The following is a 21,313-nucleotide window of genomic DNA, read 5'->3' on the forward strand; positions in this document are numbered from 1 at the left end:
TGATAATACCTTTTAAATACCTTTAAGGCGATTGTTTGATCAGTGTAACAAAAATGTTGTACACGAAACGAGCCAGCAGATTGTGCTTAAAAAAGTTGCAAATGGTGGAAAATAGGTTAAGTCGGTACCAGGCTTATTCTGCCTGCAAAAACGTGGGCTTGGATCACACGCTCCGACACCCTGTCGGACTTACGGGAGCATCACTATGACTGATATTGCGCAGCTGCTTGGCAAAGACGCCGACAGCCTTTTACAGCATCGTTGTATGACCATTCCAGCCGACCAGCTTTATCTGCCTGGCCATGATTACGTAGACCGCGTCATGGTCGACAACAACCGTCCGCCTGCCGTACTACGAAATATGCAGACGCTTTACAATACTGGCCGTCTGGGTGGGACCGGGTATCTCTCCATTCTGCCTGTGGACCAGGGCGTGGAGCACTCGGCGGGGGCGTCGTTTGCGGCTAACCCGCTCTATTTTGACCCGAAAAACATTGTTGAGCTGGCGATTGAGGCGGGCTGTAACTGCGTGGCCTCTACCTATGGCGTGCTGGCGTCCGTGTCGCGTCGCTATGCCCACCGCATTCCGTTCCTCGTCAAACTGAATCACAACGAAACCCTGAGCTACCCGACCGAATATGACCAGACGCTGTATGCCAGCGTCGAACAGGCGTTCAACATGGGTGCGGTGGCGGTTGGGGCGACGATCTATTTTGGCTCTGAACAGTCGCGCCGTCAGATAGAAGAGATCTCCGCGGCGTTTGAACGTGCCCACGAGCTGGGCATGGTGACCGTGCTGTGGGCTTATCTGCGCAACGCATCGTTCAAGAAAGATGGCGTGGATTACCATGTTTCAGCGGATCTGACCGGTCAGGCAAACCACCTGGCGGCGACCATCGGCGCGGACATTGTGAAACAGAAAATGGCCGAGAATAACGGTGGCTATAAAGCGGTGAACTTCGGTTACACCGACGACCGTGTTTACAGCAAGCTGACCAGCGACAACCCGATCGACCTGGTGCGCTACCAGCTGGCGAACTGCTATATGGGCCGCGCCGGGCTGATTAACTCCGGCGGTGCGGCAGGCGGTGAAACCGACCTGACCGACGCGGTGCGCACGGCGGTGATTAACAAACGCGCCGGTGGTATGGGGCTGATCCTTGGCCGTAAGGCGTTCAAAAAATCCATGGCCGACGGCGTGAAGCTGATTAATGCGGTTCAGGATGTCTATCTGGACAGTAAAGTCACCATTGCCTGACGCCACCGTATCCCTCTCCCGGTGGGCTGAGGGATCACCAGTAATTTTTAAGCTGAAGCAATAAAGCGACTTTCAGAATGAACGATGGCTTGCAGCGACGTCCTGGTCCGGCTGTAAATCGCCGAAGCGTTTCCGTAAGGCCGGGGCGAGGCGCAGGGATGCGCCGAGAGGGCGTGGCCTGCATGGATGCAGGCTCATGCCCGACCCGATAGCCTGAAGGAATAAGCTGAGGGCACCGCGAAGCGGCGATTTTCCGCCGGGAGCCCGGGTCGCCAGGGCGGTGGCGATTGAGCCGCCCTGGCACGTTCACCGGTCATATCCTTACAGAGTAGCAAGGAACATAACGTGAACGGAATGACCACTACCGCCGTATGTGCCCCTCACCCTAACCCTCTCCCCAAAGGGGCGAGGGATGGTTCACTGCTCGCATTAATTTGTGGGGATCCCTCTCCCGGTGGGAGAGGCCATTATCGCGCACTCTGTAAAACATCAGCGCAACAGCACGCAGTCCGGCGGCAACCGGCACTCCAACGCGCCGGGTAACACTTCGATGCGGAACCGCTCACCGCTGAGCGGCTCCCCGTCGAGGTTAAAGGTCATGCCGTGTGGGGCGATCACTTCAAACCACGCGGATTTGCCGTCGATAATATTCGGGCTCTCCTCTGGCTGCGTCAGCGTCGTAAACAGCGCAGGCAGCAGCCCGTCGCCGGTAAAAATGCGCAGCTGTAGCTGACCGTCATTAATCAGCGCTTCCGGGCAAAGCTGCTGTCCGCCGCCTGCCTGACGCCCATTGCCGATACCAATCACCAGCGCGTCGCCCTGCCAGTGGAAGTTTTCACCGAGGATTTCACAGCTGTCGGGCTTGAGGGTGTCCATGCGCATCAGGCCGTGAATGAGATACGAGACGCCACCCAGCGCGGCTTTCAGTTTTTCTGGCGTTTCGCTGGTGATCCGCGTACCGAAGCCCCCCGTCGCCATATTGATAAAGCAGGTCCTTTCATTCACCTGTGCAATATCAACGGCGGTCGCTTTTCCGAGGATAGCCAGTTGCAGCGCTTTCCCTAAATCCTCAGGTATGCCTGCGCTGGTGGCAAAATCATTGGCGGTACCGAGCGGTAAAATGCCCATCACCGGGCGATGTGCTGTGTTGAGGTCAATAAGCGCGCCAGCGATCTCGTTGATTGTTCCGTCGCCGCCGCCGGAAATGATGGTCTCAGCGCCTAACCTGATGCCTTCGTCGATATAACGTGCCGCATCGCCTTTTTCAAAAGTCACCCTCACGTGAATGCGTGCACCATCTTCACGCAATTCGGTAATCGCCTGGCGCAACAAATCGTTGCCTGCACTTTTGCCATTGAGAATTAATAAACTGTCTGGATAGGTTGCCATCCGGGTTGCTCCCTTTTTTTACTATAAAAAGAGTGTATCCCAGAGAAGGAAAAAGCGGGTAAGAACAGGATGAAAGGCAAAAAATAAGCCCGCGTAAGGGAGATTACGCAGGCTAAGGAGGTGGTTCCTGGTACAGCTAGCATTTATGGGTTATGTTTTTCAGCGGGGGGATAATACCCGTATTGAACGAAGCGGTATGTGATCCGATTCTAAGAATTATCCCAGCGTGAAAAAATCCCGTTGATTGACTATTTGCTGTGTGGATTTCGGGTGTTTTCACCTTCAAAATTACGCATCAGCAGTGCAAACTCCAGCTCCACCTCTTCAGGAACCGGCAGCCAGACCACATGGCCATCGCCAGGTGCGACCTCAATCGCTTCACCTTTTTTGTTTTCCAGGTGCTCAAGACGGAAGTTCATGTTGCCCTGCGGCGTCATCAGCTCCAGGCTGTCGCCTTTTGTGAATTTGTTTTTTACGGCGACGGCGGCCAGGGGACCTTTACGTTCACCGGTGAAGTCACCTACAAACTGCTGGCGTTCAGAAATGGAATAGCCATGCTCGTAGTTCTGGTAGTCGTCGTGGGTGTGACGACGCAGGAAGCCTTCGGTATAGCCGCGATGCGCCAGACCTTCCAGCGTTTCCAGCAGGCTGGTATCGAACGGTTTACCCGCGGCGGCGTCGTCGATGGCTTTGCGATACACCTGCGCGGTACGGGCGCAGTAGTAGTAAGACTTGGTGCGGCCTTCGATTTTCAGGGAGTGCACGCCCATCTGGGTCAGACGCTCCACGTGCGCGACGGCGCGCAGATCTTTGGAGTTCATGATGTAGGTGCCGTGCTCGTCTTCAAAGGCGGTCATGTACTCGCCCGGACGTTTGGCTTCTTCGATCATAAACACGCTGTCGGTAGGCGCGCCGATACCCAGCGTTGGCTCAACGTTGGTGACCGGGATCGGCTCGTGTTTGTGCACGATGTTACCGATGTCATCCTCTTTGCCTTCCTGAACGTTATATTCCCAGCGGCAGGCGTTGGTGCAGGTGCCCTGGTTCGGGTCGCGCTTGTTGATGTAGCCAGAGAGCAGGCAGCGCCCGGAGTAGGCCATGCACAGCGCACCGTGGACGAAGATTTCGATCTCCATATCCGGCACCTGGGTGCGGATCTCTTCGATCTCTTCGAGAGACAGCTCACGGGAAAGAATGACGCGGGTCAGCCCCATCTGTTTCCAGAATTTCACCGTCGCCCAGTTAACGGCGTTGGCCTGCACCGAGAGGTGAATATCCATCTCCGGGAAGTTCTCCCGAACCAGCATGATTAAACCGGGGTCCGACATGATCAGCGCGTCCGGCCCCATATCCACCACCGGCTTCAGGTCACGAATGAACGTTTTCAGCTTGGCGTTGTGCGGCGCGATATTCACCACCACGTAGAATTTTTTGCCCAGAGCATGCGCTTCGTTGATGCCGAGCTGAAGATTCTCGTGGTTGAATTCGTTGTTACGCACGCGCAGCGAGTAGCGCGGCTGGCCCGCGTAGACGGCATCGGCGCCATAGGCGAAAGCGTAACGCATATTTTGCAGCGTTCCCGCCGGGGAAAGGAGTTCCGGTTTAAACATGTTTGTTCTCGTTCTGATGACAGGTCAGATCCGCGAGCACCAGGTGCAGCGGTAAGGGGAGATCCCCCACTTTAAGGGCGGGCATTGTAGCGCTGCGGGGAAGAGAGGTAAAGCTTTGCCCCTCACCCTAACCCTCTCCCCTTTGGGGAGAGGGCAGGGTGAGGGGGTGTTTATTTAGGCAATCCTGCATGCATCCGCTTCCCAGCGATACCCCACGCCGTACACCGCGCGAATAAACGACTGGTCGGCGTCCAGCGCCTCCAGCTTGCGGCGCAGGTTTTTGATGTGGCTGTCGATAGTGCGATCGGTCACCACGCGGTAATCGTCATACAGATGGTTAAGCAGTTGTTCACGGGAAAACACTTTCCCCGGCTCGTGGGAGAGCGTTTTCAGCAGGCGGAACTCCGCAGGGGTGAGATCCAGCAGTTTGCTGCGCCAGCTTGCCTGGAAGCGGCTTTCGTCAACAACCAGCGGGCTTTCGGCGTCCAGCACCTGTAGCTCGCGCTGCGGCTTGCAGCGGCGGAGGATCGTTTTCACGCGCGCGACCACCTCCCGCGGGCTGTATGGCTTGCAGATGTAATCGTCGGCGCCGATTTCAAGCCCCAGCAGACGGTCGATCTCTTCGATTTTGGCCGTTACCATCACAATGGGCACATCGGAGAAACGACGAATTTCACGGCACAGGCTCAGGCCGTCGGTACCCGGCAGCATCAGATCCAGCAGGATCAGATCCGGCGGCGTCTGGCGCACGTAGGGCAACACCTGGTCGCCGTGGCTGATAAGCGTTGGCGCATAGCTCGCGGCGCGCAAATAGTCGATCAGCAGTTGCCCCAGTTTAGGCTCGTCTTCCACGATCAAAATGCGCGGTGTGTTGTCGTCAATCGGTAACTCGGTCATGCTTCCCTCGATAAATCCCGTTCCAGAGGTAACTCTACTGTAATGCTTACCCCGCCAAAAGGCGAATGGGCGGCGCGGATGGTGCCCCCGTGGGCTTCCACAATGTTAACGCATATCGCCAGCCCAAGGCCGGAACCGCCGCTGGCGCGGTTGCGTGAACCTTCGGTGCGATAGAAGCGTTCAAACAGTTTTTCCAGCTGCGCATCCTTCACGCCAGGGGCGGAGTCCGCAAAGGTCAGAGCAAAGCGCCCGTTTTCCTGTCTGCCGGAGATATGCAGCGCGCCGCCGCCGTCGGTGTAGCGGAGGCTGTTCTCCAGCAAATTATTGAACAGCTGCATCAGGCGATCCCTGTCGCCAAATACCACCGCGCTGTCCGGCAGCGAGAGGTTGATTTTCAGGTCACGGCTGGCGAAGCGCTCGCGGAACGCACCGGTCACGACTTCAAGGATATTGATCACATCGATAGGTGCTTTCTGGTAAGCCAGGGCGCCTTCGTCGGACATGGAAAGCTGATGCAGATCGTCCACCAGCTTGGTCAGCGTGCCGACTTCCGCCTGCAACGAGGCCACGGACTCGGGGGTGAACTGCCGCACGCCGTCCTGAATCGCCTCCAGCTCGCCGCGCAGCACCGCCAGCGGGGTGCGCAGCTCGTGCGAAATGTCCGCCATAAAGTCCCGGCGCATCTGCTGGTTTTTTTCCAGCGTGCTGGCGAGCTGGTTGAAGTCCTGCGCCAGCTTGCCCAGTTCATCCTGGCTGCGGGTGTCGACGCGGGTCGAGAAATCCCCCGCTGCCAGCTTGTGCGTGCCTTCCACCAGGCGCTTAACCGGTGCCAGCAGGCCACGCGCCAGCGGGAAGGTGGCGAGCGCCGCAAGCAGGGTAGAAAGCGCGACAATCAGCCAGCTGGTCTGCCGCTGCTGGCGGTCAAAGTTGATGTCGGTGTTGCGCGTCAGGCGCTCGACCGGCGAGGCGATTACCCAGCCTACCGTGGCGCCGTTCGAGGTAATGGCGCGCTTTGTGCCATCCGGCGGTACCGGTGAGCGCGGGCCAACGAGCACGCGCATCTCCTGGTCAATCACCCAGAACTGGGTGCGCCAGCCGTGCGGCGGCATGCCCGGCCCCGGGCGGTCGTCGTCGTTATCGTGTTCCAGCGAACGCAGGATTTGAAAAATAAAACGGTCGTTGTTGCGCAGAAAACGCCAGTTACCGTGCAGGCTGTACTGCTCGCCCAGCGCGTCGCTTAAGCCCTGTAAACGCTGTTCGTTACCGTGTTTGATGTAGTCAATAAAGCCCCGCTCAAAGCTGACCCGCACCGCCCAGTGCATGGTAATCAGCAGGACGATACAGGTGGCGAAAATCGCCACAAAAAGCTTGCCGGTGATCCCCGGACGCCAGAATTTCATAGTGCACTCCTTTTGCCGCGTCGGATCACGACGTTTTTGGTCGTGTCATTCGGTACTCTGGCAAAGATAAAAGCGGGCAGGGCGATAATTACCGCCATGCTGAGGTAAGTGTATAAAAAGACCTGATGCGCAACGGGGGTGTCGGCGGTGAGATGGTGCTGACCGTACATGCCGAGCAGCAAACCGGCCACCGTGACCCCCACGCTCATGGAGAGTTGCATGATCATCGACAGCAGGCTGTTACCGCTGCTCGCCAGCTCGTCCGGCAGATCTTTTAGCGTCAGGGTGTTCATCGACGAGAAGCGCATGGAGTTGATAATCCCCTGGCAGAACAGCACCAGCGGCAGGATGTAGTACCAGCCCAGCAGCGCCACAGCCATAAACAGCAGGCAGACCAGCGCCAGCCCGAGCGTGGCGGCCACCAGCACCCGGCGATAGCCAAAGCGGTTCACCACCTGCACCACAATACGCTTCATCCCCATGCTGCCGAGCACCATCGGGATCATCATTAACCCGGCGTGGAACGGCGAGAAGCCCATCCCAATCTGTAAAAATACCGGCGTCATAAACGGCAACATGCCGCTGCCGATGCGTCCGGCAAAGCTACCGATAAGACCAAGACGGTAGGTGGGGTTCCTGAACAAATTCAGGCTGAACAGCGCGTTTTCGTTGCCTCTGGCATGCCACAGATACCAGAGGATCGCGGTGATCCCCAGTGCCACCAGCAGGGCGAGCGACAGGGAGGAGATCCCCAGCCCTTTTTGCCCGTCGAGCGCCAGGGTAAGCGTCGCCATGCCAGCCGCCAGCAGGATAAAGCCAACGGCATCAAAGCGCCGGGTCTGCATTTTATAGTTCGGCATCAGCGTCAGGGTGGCAATCGCGCCGATAATACCGACCGGCAGGTTGATCAGGAAGATCCAGTGCCAGGAGGCATACTCCACCAGAATACCGCCCAGCGCCGGGCCAAGCAGCGGGCCGACCTGACCGGGCAGGGTGACGAAGGTCATCGCCGCCATGTACTGCGCGCGCGGAACAATTTTCATCACCGTGAGTCGCCCGACGGGCACCATCATCGCGCCGCCGACGCCCTGTAGCACGCGCGCCATCACCAGCTGGTCGAGGGTATTGGCCTGGGCACAAAACAGCGACCCGGTGGTAAACAGCACAATGGCAGTGAAGAAAATATTCCGCACGCCGACCTTATCCGCCAGCCAGCCGCTGGCAGGCAGCATCACGGCGACCGTCAGCACGTAGGCGACAATCACCATATGCATGTGCAGCGGACTCTCCCCCAGGCTTTTCGCCATTGAGGGGAGGGCGGTGTTCACGATGGTCGTGTCCAGCGACTGCATAAAGAAGCCGAACGCGACGATCCACAATTGCCAGCGAACGTTACCGGGTAGGTCGGTCATTTACTCGGTCACCGTGGTTCTCTTATTACGCGAAAAACGCAGCCGCAGTCGGTCAAAGAACAGATAGACTACCGGCGTGGTGTAGAGCGTCAGCAGCTGGCTCATCACCAGACCACCGACAATCGTGATCCCCAGCGGCTGGCGCAGTTCCGAACCATCGCCGCCGGACATGACCAGCGGCAGCGCGCCAAACAGTGCGGCCAGGGTCGTCATCATGATCGGGCGAAAACGCAGCAGACAGGCCTGGAATATCGCCTCGTCCGGCGTCAGGTTGCCGTTGCGCTGGGCGTCCAGGGCGAAGTCGACCATCATAATCGCGTTTTTCTTCACGATGCCTATTAATAGCATGATCCCGATGAGCGCGATGAGGCTGAATGGGGCACCGAATAGCTCCAGCGCCAGCAGCGCCCCCACGCCCGCAGAAGGCAGCGTGGAGAGGATGGTCAACGGATGCACGTAGCTTTCATACAACACGCCCAGTACGATATAGACCGTCGCAATGGCCGCCAGAATCAAAATGACCTGCGAGTTCATGGTGTCCTGGAACACCTGCGCCGTACCGGCAAAACTGCCGCGCACGGAGGAAGGCACCCCGAGCTGGGTCATGGCGCGGTTGATGGCATCACTCGCTTCAGACAGCGACGAACCGGTTGGCAGGTTAAACGACACGGTCGAGGCGGCAGAAAGCCCCTGGTGATTCACCGACAGCGGCGCGTTCGACGGTTGCCAGCTGGCGAAGTACGACAGCGGGATAGCCTTGCCGTCATTATTAATCACAAACATCTTGTCCAGCGCGCTGATGTCCTGGGTGTAGCGCGGATCGACCTCCATCACCACCTTGTACTGGTTCATCGGCTGATAGATGGTGGAAACTTCACGCTGGCCGAAGGCGTTGTTAAGCAGGCTGTTGGCCGCTTCAACATTGATGCCCAGCCGCGACATGGTTTCACGATCGTAGGTGAGCGCCATCTCCGCGCCGTTGTTCTGGCTGTCGGAGTTCACGTCCGCCAGCTGCGGCAGCGCGGCCAGCGCTTTGCGTATCTTCGGCTCCCACTCGCGCAGGGCGGCTAAATCGTCCGAGAGCAGGGTGTACTGATAGCTGGCGTTAGCCTGTCGCCCCCCGACGCGGATATCCTGAACGGCCATCAAAAACAGATTCGCCCCCGGCTCTTTGGCAAGCTTCACCCGCAGGCGGTCAATGATCTGCTGCGCCGTTTCATGACGTTCATCGCGCGGCTTGAGGGTAATAAACATCATCCCGCTGTTAACGCGCGAGCCGCCAGTAAAGCCGGTCACGTTATCCACGGCCGGATCTTCCCGGATGATTTTCATAAAGTCTTGCAGTTTGCCGCGCATCGCCTGGAACGAAATACTCTGGTCTGCCTGAATACCGCCCATCAGCACGCCGGTATCCTGCTCCGGGAAGAAGGTTTTCGGGATGGTGATATACATCCAGACGTTGAGCACGATGGTGCCGATCAGCACCAGCCCGACAAGACGCGTGTGGTTCAGTACCCATTTCAGCGATTTGCCGTAGCCGGACTGCATCGCCATCAGGACGCGGCCAAAGCCTTTCCTGCGCGGCTGCGAGTGCGGTTGGCTGCGCTTTAGCATCCAGCCGCACATCATCGGCGTCAGCGTCAGCGAAATGACCAGTGAGATACCGATGGCGACGGAGAGCGTAACGGCAAATTCGCGTAACAGTCGCCCCGGCAGGCCGCCCATCAGCAGCAGCGGCAGGAAGACCGCCACCAGCGACAGGCTCATGGACAGGACCGTGAAGCCCACTTCGCGCGTCCCCTGAAGCGCCGCCTGGAGCGGCTTCATGCCCGCTTCCAGATGACGCGAGATATTTTCCAGCACCACGATGGCGTCATCCACCACAAAGCCGGTGGCAATCGTCAGCGCCATCAGCGACAGGTTGTTAAGGCTAAAGCCGCACAGGTACATGGCGGCAAAGGTGCCTATCAGCGACACCGGAACCGCCACCGCCGGGATCAGCGTGGCGCGCCCCGAGCGCAGGAACAGGAACACCACCAGGATCACCAGCGCGACGGAGATGATCAGCGTTTGCTCGACCTCCTCAAGCGAGGCGCGGATGGTGGGGGAGCGGTCCTGCGCAATCTGAAGGTCGATGGCCGCCGGAATCGTTTCCTGAAGCTCTGGCAGGCGCGCGCGGATGCTGTTCACCGTCTGGATGATGTTGGCTTCCGGCAGCTTGCGGATCATCAGCAAAATCGCCGGTTTAGCATTGGTCATCCCGGCGTTACGCACGTCCTGCACCGAGTCGGTGACGCTGGCGACGTCGCTCAGGCGCACCGCCGCGCCGTTATTGTAGTGAATAATTAACGGCTGATACTCGGCGGCGGTTTTTAGCTCGTCGTTGGTCTGGATCTGCCAGCGGTGGCTGTTGTCCTCAATGGCGCCCTGCGGTTTACGCACGTTGGCGTTGCTGATGGCGGATCGCACGTCGTCCAGCGACACGCCCTGATTAAACAGCGCCTGCGGATTTAGCCCCACGCGCACGGCGGGGAGGGAACTGCCGCCGACGTCCACGTCGCCCACGCCGTCGATCTGGGCGATGGTTTGCGCCAGCTGGGTGGAGGCAAAATCGTACAGTTCGCCCTGGGAGTAGGTCTCTGACGTAAGCGTCAGGATCATGATCGGCGCGTCGGACGGGTTGGCCTTGCGGTAGGTTGGACGACTCGGCATGCCGCTCGGCAGCAGGCTTTGCGCGGCATTAATCGCGGCCTGCACGTCACGCGCCGCGCCGTTGATATCCCGGTCGAAGTTGAATTCCAGAATGATGCGCGTGCTGCCCAGCGAGCTGCTGGAGGTCATCTCGTTCACTCCGGCAATTCGCCCAAGCGATCGTTCAAGCGGCGTCGCCACCGATGACGCCATGGTTTCCGGCGATGCCCCCGGCAGCGAGGCGCTGACCATGATCACCGGGAAATCGACCTGCGGCAGCGGGGCCACCGGCAGCAGCCGGAAGCCCAGCACACCGCACAGGGTGATGGCGACGGAGAGTAAAATCGTCGCTACCGGACGGTAAATGAAGAGGGCGAAAAACTTCACTTACGCCTCCTCTTCACGTTTCGGGAAGCGGCTTTTCGTCCACAGGGCCAGACGGTCAAACAGCAGGTAGATAACCGGCGTGGTAAACAGCGTCAGCACCTGACTCACCAGCAGGCCGCCCACCATCCCGATCCCCAGCGGACGGCGCAGTTCGGCCCCCACGCCGGTGCTCAACATCAGCGGCAGCGCGCCTAACAGGGCGGCGAGAGTGGTCATCAGGATCGGACGAAAACGCAGCAGACAGGCCTGGAAAATGGCCTCGCGCGGCGCCATCCCCTGCTCGCGTTCGGCGGCCAGCGCAAAGTCGATCATCATAATGGCGTTTTTCTTCACGATCCCGATAAGCAGGATGATGCCGATAATGGCTATCACGTCCAGTTCGCTTCCCGCCAGCATCAGCGCCAGCAGCGCCCCCACGCCCGCCGTCGGCAGGGTGGAGAGAATAGTGATCGGATGGATAAAGCTTTCATACAGCACGCCAAGCACGATATACATCGCTACCACCGCCGCAACAATCAGCCAGACGGTGCTCCCCAGCGCGGCCTGGAACGCCAGCGTACTGCCCTGGAACTGGGTCTGAATATCGGACGGGAAGCTAAGTTCTTTTTCCGCGCCCAGAATGGCCTCCACCGCTTCGCCCAGGGAATACCCGTCCGGCACGTTGAAGGAAATGGTGGTAGACGGAAACTGATCGAGATGGTTAATCGACAGCGGGGTGTGACGCTCTTCCACGCTGGCAATGGCGCTGAGCGGCACAATACCGCCGTCTTTGCTGGTCAGGCGTACCGAGTCCAGCGCCGCCAGACCGGGGGTATTCTCGGTGTTATGTTCCAGCACCACGCGATACTGGTTTGCCTGGGTATAAATGGTGGAGATCAGGCGCTGGCCAAAGGCGTTATACAGCGCGTTATCCACGTCGGACATGGTAATACCCAGACGACTGGCGGTGTCGCGGTTGACGTTCACGTATGCCGCCAGCCCTTTATCCTGCCAGTCGCTGCTGACGTCAGAAACCTGCGGCAGCGCTTTCAGCTTATCCACCAGCTGTGGCACCCAGGTACTCAGCGCCTCAAGCGTGGTGGCCTGGAGCGTGAACTGATACTGCGTGCGGCTGACCTGCGTATCAATGGTTAAATCCTGAATCGGTTGCAGATACAGCTCAATGCCCGGCACGCGCGCCACCGCGCTTTGCAGACGCTCAATCACCGTGTTGACGCGATCGTCGCGGTCATCAAGCGGTTTGAGGTTAATTTGCAGGCGCGCGCTGTTCAGGGACGGGTTGGTGCCGTCCACGCCCACGTAGGCCGTCAGGCTTTCCACCGCCGGATCTTTCATGATGATCTCTGACACCTGCTGCTGGCGCTGCGCCATGTTGGCGAAGGAGACCGTCTGCGGGGCCTGAAGCGTGCCCTGAATAATGCCGTTGTCCTGAATCGGGAAGAAGCCTTTCGGAATGAATATCCACAGCATCACGCTGAGCGCCAGGGTGCCGAGCGCCACGCCGAGCGTTGCCCACGGATGGTTCAGGACTTTCGCCAGCACGCGGCCATAGGCGGCAATAATGCGCTCGAACATCCGCTCGGAGGCGCGCGAGAAGCGGTTTTGCTTGCGCAAAGATTCGTGGCTCAGCATGCGGGCGCACATCATTGGCGTGAGCGTCAGCGACACCACGGCGGAGATCAAAATGGCGACCGCCAGCGTCACGGCAAATTCGCGGAACAGCCGCCCGACGATATCGCCCATAAACAGCAGCGGGATTAGCACCGCAATCAGCGAGAAGGTGAGTGAGATAATGGTAAAGCCGATCTCCCCTGCGCCCTTCAGCGCGGCGGCCAGCGGCTTTTCGCCTTTCTCGATATAGCGTGAGATGTTCTCGATAACGACGATGGCATCATCCACCACGAACCCGGTGGCGATGGTGAGCGCCATCAGCGTCAGGTTGTTGATCGAAAAATCAAGGAACACCATCACCGCAAAGGTGCCGACCAGCGAGAGCGGCACGGCAACGGCGGGAATAATGGTTGCCGGGACGTTGCGCAGGAACAGGTAGATAATCATCACCACCAGCGCAATCGCCAGCATCAGCTCGTACTGGGTGTCGGTCACCGACGCGCGAATATTCGTGGTGCGGTCAGAGAGCACTTTCACGCTGACCGATTTTGGCAGGCTTTCCACCAGCTGCGGCAGCATGGTGCGAATGCTGTCGGCGGTATCAATGATGTTCGCGCCCGGCTGGCGCTGAACGTTCATGACAATCGCCTGCTGCTTGTTGGCCCACGCCCCGAGCCAGCTGTTTTCCGCCCCTTGTTCGACGGTTGCCACGTCGCCCAGGCGGATCGGCGCGCCGTTCTGGTACGCAATGATCAGCTGACGGTACTCATCGGCGGACTGCATCTGGTCGTTGGCGGAGAGCGTGACCGCGCGGGTCGGGCCGTCCAGCGAGCCTTTCGCGGAGTTGACGTTGGCGCTGCTGATGGCGGTGCGGATGGTTTCGCTGGTTAACCCCAGCGCGGCAATGGCCTGGGCATTCAGTTTGACGCGAACGGCGGGGCGTTGACCGCCTGCCAGCGTCACCAGCCCCACGCCGGTCACCTGCGAAATCTTCTGCGCCACGCGGGTTTCAACCATGTCTTCCACCTGGGTCATCGGCATGGCGGAGGAGGTGACGGCAAGGGTCATGATCGGCGGATCCGCCGGGTTGACCTTGCTGTAAACCGGCGGGTTAGGCAGGTCAGACGGCAGCAGGTTCGTGGCGGCGTTAATCGCGGCCTGCACCTCCTGTTCAGCGACGTCCAGCGACAGCGTGAGCTGGAACTGAAGCGTGACGACCGAGGCGCCGCCGGAACTTTGGGAGGACATCTGCTTCAGGCCAGACATCTGACCAAACTGACGCTCCAGCGGGGCGGTGATGGCAGACGTCACCACATCCGGACTGGCGCCCGGATAGAGGGTGACAACCTGGATGGTCGGATAGTCCACTTCCGGCAGCGCCGACACGGGCAGAAAACGGTAGCCAATGATCCCGGCCAGCAGAATCGCCACCATCAACAGGGTCGTGGCAACCGGACGTAAAATAAACAGGCGTGATGGCCCACCTGTAGAGCTCGGCGGCATCACCTGCATCAGGCTTTTGCTCCTGTATTCTGTGCTTCCACCACCTCGACCTGCGCCCCTTCGGTCAGACGGTCAATACCGTCGGTGACGACGCGGTCGCCTGCGGACAGCCCGGCGCTGATCACCACCGTCTGGCTGTCCTGGATGCCGGTTTTCACCAGATGTTTGCTGACCTTGTTTTCGCTGTTCAGCACCCAGACAAAGTTGCCTTCACTGCCCATTTGCAGGGCCGCCGTCGGGATCACCACCGCGTTTTCTTCGGTCGCGACCAGCATGCGCGCATTGACGAACTGATTCGGGAACAGGGCATCATCCTGATTGTTGAAGCGTGCTTTAAGCTTGATGGTGCCAGTGGTGGTGTCGATCTGGTTATCCAGGCTCAGCAGCAAACCTTCGCTCAGCTTCTGTTTGTTGGTGCGATCCCAGGCTTCAACCACCAGCGCTTTTCCGGCCTTCTGCGCCTGTACCACCGTCGCAATGTCGCTTTCCGGCAGGGTAAAGACGAGATCGATAGGGTGCGTCTGGGTGATCACCACGATGCCGGTGGTGTCGCCGCTGGAGATTTGGTTGCCGATATCAACCTGTTTCAGGCCCACGCGGCCGTCAATCGGCGCGGTGATCCGGCTCCAGTCGAGCTGAAGCTGGGCGCTGGCGACCGCGGCTTCGTCGGCCTTGATAGTGCCCTGAGATTCACTGACCAGAGACTGCTGGGTGTCCAGCTCCTGACGCGACACGAGGTTGGTTTTTACCAGCTGCTGATAGCGGGCTAAATCGCGGCGGGCATTGGCGAGGGTGGCTTTGTCTTTCGCGAGCTGCCCCTGCGCCTGCGCCAGGGCCACCTTAAACTGGCTTGGGTCGATTTCCGCCAGCAGATCGCCGGCTTTCACCTGCTGACCTTCCTGGAAGTGGATGGCCATCAGCTGACCGTCCACGCGGCTACGCACCGTCACGGTGTTGGCGGCGGTAATGGTTCCCAGCCCGGAGAGATAACGAGGCACCGCTTTAGTCACCGCCGTGGCCGCCTGCACCGGCGCCAGCGCACCGCCGCGCATGCCGTGACGCCCCCCGCCCGTTGGGCGTTGTGAGGCGCTGTTGGCGCCAGCAGGTGCCGTGGAGTTCGCGGACTGGCTGTGCCAGTAACAGGCGGCGGCAAGGGCCACCACAATCAGACCAACGGCGATTGCCCAGCGGAATTTGTTACTGCCTTTCATCGTTATACGTTCTCATCCTGAAACTCTTTCGGGGAATGATACTAGTTTAGTCAGGTAACACAGCGGAAAAATGGAGGAAATATGGAAGACTGTCGGGAATTGTCTGAGTGTGGCGCAGCGGTTTTCACCCTCTCCCCGTGGGAGAGGGCCGGGGTGAGGGCACCAGACCGCACCAACGCTAGCTAAACACCACCTGCGCCCAGCGCGCCAGCCCAGCCGTGACAGAGCCAAAGTCATCGCCGCCGGCAATCGGGATCCCCGGCAGCTGTTCCGCCAGCGCTTTTTTGAGAAGCGGTGAACGGGCGCTGCCGCCGGTCAGGTAAATCACGTCCGGTTTCTCTTTGCCATTCTCCAGCGCCAGCTGTACCTGCTCCAGAATACGCTGTAGCGGCTGGACCAGCGCCGCTTCCAGCCCTTCCTGCGTGATAGCCGTAGCCAGATCGTCACTGATAAACGGCAGCGAAACCGCATGCTCAGGACGATCGGAAAGGGCGATTTTGCTCTCTTCGGCGGTGCGCACCACGCGGTAGCTCAGACGCTGACGCCACACCTTATACAGCAGCGCGACCTTCTCCGCATCCTGCGCATCACGCACCAGATCGTTGAGGAAACGCCCATTCGCGGTGCTGTAAAAATCACTCTGCGCCGGGACGTCGTTGATGGCAATCGCGTTCCACCACGGCAGGATCGGCAGGGCGATGCCTTTCTCGGTTTGTCCGCCCATGCCGAGCAGCGGCATCAGGCTCTTGAACGCCAGGGCGATATCCAGATCGTTACCGCCCACGCGGCAGCCGCTGTGCCCCAGCAGACTGTTTTCACGATCGCGACGGTGATGCCACTGCGGACCCATCAGCATCAACGAACAGTCCGTTGTACCGCCGCCGATGTCCACCACCAGCACCCGTTTCTCTTCCGTCAGCGTGGCTTCAAAATCCAGCCCCGCCGCCACCGGCTCATACTGAAACACCACGTCACGGAAGCCAGCGCGGTGTGCTGCACGCTCAAGGATCCCCTGCGCCTGCTGGTTGGCTTCGTCGCCTCCCAGCCCCTGGAAGTTGATCGGGCGGCCAATCACCGCCTGAGTAATAGCCGCCGGCACCTGCGACTGCGCCTGATTGCGGATATGCAGCATCATCGCGCAGACCAGATCCTCAAACATCGCCACCTGCTGCGGCTTCAGGCCGCTGGCGCCGAGGAAGGATTTCGGGGATTTTACGAAGTAAACCTCTTCCGGGTCTTCAATGTACTGCCCGAGTGAGGAGAGGCCGAACTGCACGCTGGACGGCGTAACCTCAATATCTTCTTCACGGTTGAAACTGACCGCCCGACGCAGCAGCGCCTGGGTTTCCGCCGCCGTAGCCGGAACCTGATGGTGGCGGAACAGCCACTCGCTCACCGCTTCGCGCGTGGGCGCACAGAGCATTGACGGCAGCAGCGTACTGCCGTTTTCCATTTTCAGGAGCTGCGGTTGTCCATTTTGCATTATCGCAACCGAGCAGTTTGCGGTGCCGTAGTCGAATCCAATAAACACAATAAATCCCCATGCCGGTGAGAAGGGGCGAGACTTTAGCGAAATGTCTGCCAGGCGACAACAGGAATATGAAAGCAAGGCGTAACGCGATCTTTCGGTTTATGCTGAGGTAAAGACAAAAGGAGAGACGATGTACACCCTGAACTGGCAACCGCCTTACGACTGGTCGTGGATGTTTGGCTTTCTTGCCGCACGTGCGGTCGCGGGGGTTGAAACCGTCACGGAGGATTACTACGAGCGCAGTTTTGGCTATGCCGGGCACCGGGGCGTTTTCCGGGTTACGCCAGACAGCGCAACCCCTACGCTGGCGGTGTCGCTAAGCCCTGGCCTGATCCCGGTGGCGGATATCTGCCTGGACCGCATCGCCCGCCTGTTTGACCTCGATTGCGACCCGCTGCACATTGCGCGGACCCTGGGCGATCTCGGCGCGGCGCGGCCGGGGTTACGTTTGCCGGGCGCGATGGATGCATACGAGCAGGGTGTGCGCGCCATTCTCGGGCAACTGGTGAGCGTGGCGATGGCGGCAAAACTGGCGTCACGGGTGGTGGCGCTGTGCGGTGAACCCATTGAGGATGCGCCGGGCTACCTCTGCTTTCCGCCGCCAGAGGTACTGGCCGCGGCGGATCCGCTGGCGTTAAAAGCCCTCGGGATGCCGCTCAGGCGTGCTGAGTCGTTGATTCACCTGGCGCAGTCGGTGGTGGACGGTGAATTCCCGCTGTTCCCGCCTGCGAACATTGAGGCCGGGATGAAGGCGCTACAGCAGCGCCCCGGCATCGGACGCTGGACCGCCAATTATCTGGCCCTGCGCGGCTGGCAGGCGAAGGATGTTTTTCTGCCGGATGATTATCTGATTAAGCAGCGCTTTGCCGGTATGACGCCCGCGCAGATCCGCCGCTATGCTGAGCGCTGGCAGCCGTGGCGCTCCTATGCGTTGTTACATATCTGGTACACCGACGGCTGGTCGCCGTCAGTTGATGGCGAAATAGCTGGTATTCAGCAGTAGATCCAGCGGCTGCGCTTCACCGATGGTATCGCCGTAAATAAAGTCAACGCCGATGCCCGACAGCGTATCCATCATGATCGACTGATGGCATGGCCCGGCAATTGTTTTTATGCCCAGACGCTGGGCGTGGCCCTGAATGATTGTCACCATCATCTCATCCATCAGATTGCCGTGGACGTTGGTCACCACGTCTGCATCCAGCAGTAGATAATCCGCCGTGTGGGCGCTAAGCTGGCTGAAGACGTTCATATCGCGTCCGACGCGGGTTAACACCACGCGACAGCCAGCATGACGAAGCTTTTGCAGACCCTGCTGCACGTTTTCATCTTTATTGCTCAGCACATCGACGGCGATCGCCAGATGCAGCAGGCGCGCGGGCAGCGGGCCTTTGGTAATCAGGTCGAGCAGCTCATCCACCAGCGTGACGCTGGCTAAACCCGCTTCTGAAAGCGGCAGCGCGACGCCCATCCCTTTCGCCGCCACCTGTCTGGCATAGGTGCGGAAAAACTCGCTGAAAATACGCCGGTCAAGGGCGTGCAGCAGCTCCGCCTCCGCCAGCCCGGCGCGGAAGGCATGCTCCTCCAGCACTTCCCCCTGGCTGGTCCACAGCCGCAGGGATATCAGCCAGAAGCTACTGCTCTCGGGAATGCGCGGTGAGGCGACGCTGCGGGCGATCATCAGCAGATGATTATCTTTAATCATGTGCCACTGTTCATCCAGCGACATCATGCTGCGCGTGCTGTGGATCCGCTCCTGCTGGGGTTCATAGACGGTAACCACGCCGCGCCCGCTGTTTTTCGAGGCGTAACAGGCGATATCGGCCTGAGACATCACTTCCGCAGCCTGATAATTGGTGTCGTCAATCAGCGTGATCCCTGCGCTTGCGCCAATCCGGTGCAGGCGTCCTTCCCAGGAAAAATGATAGTTGTTGATGGCGTCGATCAACCGGCCCGCAATATAACGTGCGCTTTCGACGTTGCAGTCCGGCAGCAGCAGGCCAAACTCGTCGCCGCCCAGACGCGCCAGCACGTCGCTGGAGCGCAGCATGGTCAACATTAGCGAGGAGAGTTCGCGCAGGAGAGCATCACCCGCCGCGTGGCCTGCCGTATCGTTTACCGCCTTAAAACGGTCAAGATCGATAAAGACCAGCGCGTGACGCTGATGGGTCTCCTGTACCGTCTGCAACAGACGCTTCAGATGGTTTTCAAAGCTGACGCGGTTCGCCAGGTGGGTCAGGGCGTCATGGGAGGCGCTGTAGCTCAGCTGGCGCAGCATTTTGCGCGACTCAGTCACGTCCTGAATAACCAGCACCGAGCCAATATTCTGTCCGTCCAGGGTGCTCAGCGGAGTAATGCTGTAGTGAATGTCGTAACTGCCGCCGTTCCGGCAGTTAAGCACCACATCCTGTTCGATATCGGTCCGGGACATATCGCCGCTGTGGATGTTTTCCATTAACGGACCGTTCTCGCCGAAGGTAATGTGCAGCACCTTCAGAACGGGCTGACCCAGCGCTTCGCTTTGCGACCAGCCGCTCATCTTCTCGGCAACCGGGTTCATAAAGGTGATGTTCATGTCGATATCGGTACACAGCACCGCTTCGCCGATGGAGTCGAGGGTGATATGCAGGCGCTCTTTTTCCTGGAACAGCGCCTCGTTCAGCTGCTTCACCTCGGTCATATCCATGTTGATCCCTAACAGCCGTTCCACCTCGCCCTGTTTGTTCAGCACCCGGTTCGCCAGCGAACGAATATGGCGAATGCCATCCTTGACGCGAATGCGAAATTCCAGCTTGAAAGGCATTCTGGCCTGGAGTGACTCTCGCAGCACCTGTTCGGCATGCGTACGATCTTCAGGCACGATGGCGTCATGCCAGAGCGACCAGGTAGGCTTGATATGCGGGGGGATCTCGTACAGTTCAAACATCCGCTTATCCCAGCTGATCACGTCCGGCTCCAGATCCCACTCCCAAATCCCAATGCCACCGGCTTCGTTAGCGAGGGTGATACGTTCCATCAGACGTTTATTGACCCACTCGGTGTGTTTCAGGTCGTTGATGTCTTCAATCTGCGCAATAAAGTAGAGCGGCGTACCGTCGGCATGACGCACCACGGAGACGGCCAGCAGCGCCCACACCACTTCGCCGCTGCGGGTGTAGTAGCGTTTTTCGAGGCTGTAGGTGTTGATCTCGCCGTTCACCAGTTGTTCCATCTGCTCCAGGTCGGTATTTAAATCCTCCGGCCAGGTCAACTGCTGGAACGTGAGCGCCTGGAGTTCAGACTGGCTGTAACCGAGGAAATTACACAGCGCCTTGTTGGCCTGAAGCCACTGGCCCTCAATGCCCACCAGCGCCATACCAATCGCGGAATATTCCATCGCATTACGAAAACGTTCTTCGCTTTCGGTGATGTGTTTGCGCTCGGCCCGGAAGGCGTACATCACCATCGTCATAATGTTGGCAGGTAGCAGCATCATCAGGAAGGGGAGCCACGGCGCGTTGAAGGTTACGATCATGCTCGAGGGCGTCATGGAGGCCGGATTTCGCGCCATCATCAGGGACACCATCATGATGGTGAACAAAAATACCAGGAAGGCTTCCATACGCGGCAGGCGTACCGCGCTCCACATCAGCAGAACGATGATGCAGGTGAATGGCCACGGCAGCCAGGTGATTGCCGTCCAGCTCAGGACCAGCGTAATGACTAGCGTCACCAGCGTTTCCAACAGCAGTTTCGGGTTGCGGTGCCGCAGCAGGTAGTGCGGCTTAAACAGTAAACCTAATGGCACCAGCGCCAGTGCGCCAATAGATTCTGAAAGTACCCAGAAAATAAAATTACGCAGCGGCTCTGCGCTCGGCACCAGAAAATGAACCAGAACGCCCCCCACCAGGGGAGGGATCAGGGCACTGCCGATGGCAAGACGGACCCAGTCGTTGAGGTTTTGCAGCGGGTTATACCAGGGGAGTAGCTTGCGCAACAAAACTGCCCCAATACCGGCCTCAATAATATTGATTGTGGTGTAGGTCAGGCTGATCGCGTCCCACGAGAAAAGCAGCCACGAGGCAAAAATATTGCCAAAAGAGCAGGCGAGCGCAATGCCGGGCCACATTTTTCCCGCGTGGCGGTAAAACGCCACCATCATAATGGAGGTCGGGAACCACAATGGCGCCAGCAGCGTACCGAAGCGAGTCAGCTCAAGGGAAAATAAGGTGAAGATGAACGTGACCAGACCCAGACAGACAAGCCGCAGTAAAGGATGTGGGGTAGTAACCAAAACCCGCTGGTATTGTTTATTCATTACCGCTCTATCCAGGGACGCCGTGTTGTCAGGAGCCAGGTCCGGACGCGTAAAATTAATAATTTGGTTTATGCTAGTACAAACATTTTACAATTCATATGCTGAGTGCTCAGATT

Annotated in this window: 12 protein-coding genes; 2 read left to right on the forward strand and 10 right to left on the reverse strand. The window is 59.0% G+C overall.

Annotation, left to right across the window (positions count from 1 at the left end):
* Window positions 1–205: 205 nt before the first annotated feature.
* Window positions 206–1,258 (forward strand): class I fructose-bisphosphate aldolase, encoded by a 1,053-nt coding sequence (gene fbaB / locus BH712_RS17855; RefSeq protein WP_000129585.1) that lies wholly within the window; start codon window positions 206–208, stop codon window positions 1,256–1,258.
* Window positions 1,259–1,747: 489 nt separating this feature from the next.
* Here the strand turns inward: fbaB and yegS are convergent, their stop codons facing one another.
* The 9 genes from yegS to yegD form a co-directional block, all read right to left on the reverse strand.
* Window positions 1,748–2,647, reverse strand: coding sequence for a lipid kinase YegS (gene yegS / locus BH712_RS17860; RefSeq protein ID WP_006811261.1), 900 nt, complete (start codon window positions 2,645–2,647; stop codon window positions 1,748–1,750).
* Window positions 2,648–2,895: 248 nt separating this feature from the next.
* Window positions 2,896–4,257, reverse strand: coding sequence for a prephenate-dependent tRNA uridine(34) hydroxylase TrhP (trhP, locus tag BH712_RS17865; RefSeq protein WP_006811260.1), 1,362 nt, complete (start codon window positions 4,255–4,257; stop codon window positions 2,896–2,898).
* A gap of 174 nt (window positions 4,258–4,431) precedes the next feature.
* Window positions 4,432–5,154, reverse strand: a complete 723-nt coding sequence (baeR, locus tag BH712_RS17870; RefSeq protein ID WP_006811259.1) for an envelope stress response regulator BaeR — start codon at window positions 5,152–5,154, stop codon at window positions 4,432–4,434.
* The gene (gene baeS / locus BH712_RS17875; protein WP_006811258.1) at window positions 5,151–6,554 is read right to left on the reverse strand and encodes an envelope stress sensor histidine kinase BaeS; all 1,404 of its coding nucleotides are present in this window, start codon (window positions 6,552–6,554) and stop codon (window positions 5,151–5,153) included. The genes baeR and baeS overlap by 4 nt, the downstream gene beginning before the upstream one ends.
* Window positions 6,551–7,966, reverse strand: a complete 1,416-nt coding sequence (gene mdtD / locus BH712_RS17880; RefSeq protein ID WP_006811257.1) for an MFS transporter — start codon at window positions 7,964–7,966, stop codon at window positions 6,551–6,553. The genes baeS and mdtD overlap by 4 nt, the downstream gene beginning before the upstream one ends.
* Window positions 7,967–11,044 carry a multidrug efflux RND transporter permease subunit MdtC gene (mdtC, locus tag BH712_RS17885; RefSeq protein ID WP_006811256.1) on the reverse strand — a complete coding sequence of 1,026 codons (3,078 nt, stop codon included), beginning with the start codon at window positions 11,042–11,044 and terminating at the stop codon, window positions 7,967–7,969. It lies immediately after the preceding gene.
* Window positions 11,045–14,167 carry an MdtB/MuxB family multidrug efflux RND transporter permease subunit gene (locus tag BH712_RS17890; protein WP_006811255.1) on the reverse strand — a complete coding sequence of 1,041 codons (3,123 nt, stop codon included), beginning with the start codon at window positions 14,165–14,167 and terminating at the stop codon, window positions 11,045–11,047.
* On the reverse strand, window positions 14,167–15,369 hold the full coding sequence (locus BH712_RS17895) for an MdtA/MuxA family multidrug efflux RND transporter periplasmic adaptor subunit (RefSeq protein ID WP_006811254.1): 1,203 nt from the start codon (window positions 15,367–15,369) through the stop codon (window positions 14,167–14,169). The genes BH712_RS17890 and BH712_RS17895 overlap by 1 nt, the downstream gene beginning before the upstream one ends.
* Window positions 15,370–15,547: 178 nt before the next feature.
* The gene (yegD, locus tag BH712_RS17900; RefSeq protein ID WP_032673950.1) at window positions 15,548–16,900 is read right to left on the reverse strand and encodes a molecular chaperone; all 1,353 of its coding nucleotides are present in this window, start codon (window positions 16,898–16,900) and stop codon (window positions 15,548–15,550) included.
* A gap of 130 nt (window positions 16,901–17,030) precedes the next feature.
* Here yegD and alkA point away from each other — a divergent pair, with 130 nt between their 5' ends.
* Window positions 17,031–17,903, forward strand: a complete 873-nt coding sequence (alkA, locus tag BH712_RS17905; protein ID WP_006811252.1) for a DNA-3-methyladenine glycosylase 2 — start codon at window positions 17,031–17,033, stop codon at window positions 17,901–17,903.
* Here the strand turns inward: alkA and BH712_RS17910 are convergent.
* A complete protein-coding gene (locus BH712_RS17910; protein ID WP_006811251.1) occupies window positions 17,868–21,197 on the reverse strand; it encodes a diguanylate cyclase in 3,330 nt (1,109 codons plus the stop codon). The genes alkA and BH712_RS17910 overlap by 36 nt on opposite strands.
* Window positions 21,198–21,313 lie beyond the last annotated feature (116 nt).

Source organism: Enterobacter hormaechei ATCC 49162, from assembly GCF_001875655.1.
In the GTDB taxonomy this organism is placed as follows: Bacteria; Pseudomonadota; Gammaproteobacteria; order Enterobacterales; family Enterobacteriaceae; genus Enterobacter; species Enterobacter hormaechei.